The sequence below is a fragment of the Actinoplanes aureus genome (assembly GCF_015704865.1).
GTDB classification, from domain to species: domain Bacteria; phylum Actinomycetota; class Actinomycetes; order Mycobacteriales; family Micromonosporaceae; genus Actinoplanes; species Actinoplanes aureus.
Genome location: NZ_JADQTO010000082.1, coordinates 1 through 2,277 on the forward strand (window position 1 = coordinate 1; position 2,277 = coordinate 2,277).

Consider the following 2,277-nt stretch of genomic DNA (forward strand, 5'->3'; position numbering starts at 1 on the left):
TGCAGTCTTTCACCGCGGGCCTGCGTCGTGACCACGACGCCGTCGTCAACGGCCTGACCATGCCCTACAGCTCAGGCGTGGTCGAAGGGCACGTCAATCGCATCAAGATGATCAAACGCCAGATGTAAGGTCGCGCCAACCTCGACCTGCTCCGCAAACGCATCCTTCTCGCCTGAACGGGTCAATCCCGGTCACGAAAAGTGGGTCAGATCCAGATTTCAGAAAGCGCTGACAGACGGGAGGGCAGCGCTACTTTGAGCTGGGCAGTCCCCTCTGGAGCCTCTCCGCGCCGCGGTGACCGGCAGGGCGCACGCCAGATGAGAGCCACACCAGACTGCGGTGGGCAGCCGCGATGAGAGCGACTCCACCGGTCACCTCGACCATGCCAGGCCGGGCAGCGGTCGTGCCACCAGTAAACAAGTAGTCTTTCGTGTGCTTTCTGCACGCCCTGACCGGCGAGAAAATGGGGGCGGTTGCCCGCCGACGTCGTCGCGGCTTGGTTCATGAGACCGTCAAGTAGTCTGACGCCGGGAGCCGTTTTCCAGGGCCCTGCATTGTTGCTTCGAGCACGCGAGTCCGCCTCTGTTCTTCCTCGGCCCTGCGGGCAGCCACCTGACGGTGCCTCTCGCAGGGAGCAGGGAATGGAAGTAACCGAAGAAACCACCGAACTCGTCGAGCGGGTTGCCGCGTTGGACATCGGGAAAGCTGTCCTGACGGTGTGCATCAGGATCCCTCATGAGAAGGCAACCGGCCGGCGCCGACAGGAGGTAGCCGAGTACGCCACGACCACCACAGCGCTGCTGCACCTGGCTGACAGGCTCCGTGAGCTGGGCGTGGACCGGGTGGCGATGGAGGCAACCTCCGACTACTGGAAGCCGGTGTTCTACCTGCTCGAAGCGGAAGGTTTCGAGTGCTGGCTGCTCAATGCCACTCATGTGAAGAACATTCCTGGGCGGTCGAAGACCGACAAACTGGATGCGGTGTGGCTGGCCAAGGTCGTCGAGCGTGGAATGTGCGCGCCGAGTTTTGTCCCGCCGAAACCGATCCGCCGGTTGCGTGATCTCACCCGGTATCGTCGTTCGCTGATTCGGGATCGGACCCGTGAGAAGCAACGTTTGGAGAAGCTTCTCGAAGACGCGCAGATCAAACTGTCGGTGGTCGCCTCGGACACTTTCGGCGTTTCCGGCCGAGCGATTCTGGCCGCGTTGATCGCGGGACAGCGTGATCCGCAGGTCTTGGCCGAGATGGCCCGTGGCCGGCTGCGCGCGAAGATCCCCCAGCTGCGGGAAGCACTGACCGGTCACTTCGCCGACCATCACGGGCTGCTCTGCACCAAGATGCTCGAGCGTATCGACGCCTTGACCGCCGACATCGCCGATCTGAGTACCGCGATCGATGACGCGATCAGCCCGTTCGCCGCGCAAGTGGCCCAACTCGACGAAGTCACCGGGATCGGAATCAGCTGCGCCCAGGAACTCATCGCCGAACTCGGCGTCGACATGCACGTCTTCCCGACCGCGGCGCATCTGGCTTCCTGGGCCCGGTTCGCGCCGCGCACCAAACAGTCCGCCCGGCAGAACCAAGCCGGCGACCACCGGCAAGGGGAATCCCTGGCTGGCCAGCACCCTCGGAGAGATCACCGCGGTGCTGGCCCGCAGCGACACGTTCCTCGGCGAACGTTATCGACGACTCTCGCGACGCCGCGGCAAACTACGTGCGATCGTCGCCACCGGCAACTCGATCCTCACCGTCGTCTGGCACCTACTCGCTGACCCGGCAGCCCGCTACCACGATCTCGGCGCCGGCTACCACGACAGCCGTTACCACCAACGCCACCAGCACAACCTGATCCACCAGCTCGAACGAGTCACCGGCCGGAAGGTCACCCTCACGGCCCGAGACGAACCAGCTCTGGCGTAACAGCCGTCAAGCCGTCACCAGACCAACCGCGAAAGAACCCTGCCGGGGCTCCGCCCCGGCGCTGCCGCCTGCCAACTCGATGCCTATTTTCGAGTCAGCCGCGATCCGGGTGCCATCTCACGTCCACCGATTACGGAGGTAGGTCGCCGGGCCCGCCGCCGTCGCGGCGTATGGAGCGCTTCGCGTCCCAGACCTCTGCACATTTGGCGTACCCGCCTCTGCACTGGAACGGCTCTGGCAAGATTTTCGTAGCGGAAGATCACTTGAACGGGGAATGGTGAGGAATGCCGTCTTCGAGCGATCCTGCCGATATGTGGTGTTGAACTCGCTGACCTCCTGCCCCACCTGGCACCGGTC

The 2,277-nt window shown here is 63.9% G+C and carries 1 protein-coding gene; it reads left to right on the forward strand.

The genetic code is table 11. The features are described from left to right. Positions 1-641: 641 nt before the first annotated feature. Positions 642-1,772 (forward strand): IS110 family RNA-guided transposase, encoded by a 1,131-nt coding sequence (locus tag I4J89_RS48980; protein WP_230860866.1) that lies wholly within the window; start codon positions 642-644, stop codon positions 1,770-1,772. Positions 1,773-2,277 lie beyond the last annotated feature (505 nt).

Coding starts and splice junctions, on each gene's coding strand:
- I4J89_RS48980 (WP_230860866.1), top strand. CDS start 642: ATGGAAGTAACCGAAGAAACCACCGAACTCGTCGAGCGGGTTGCCGCG.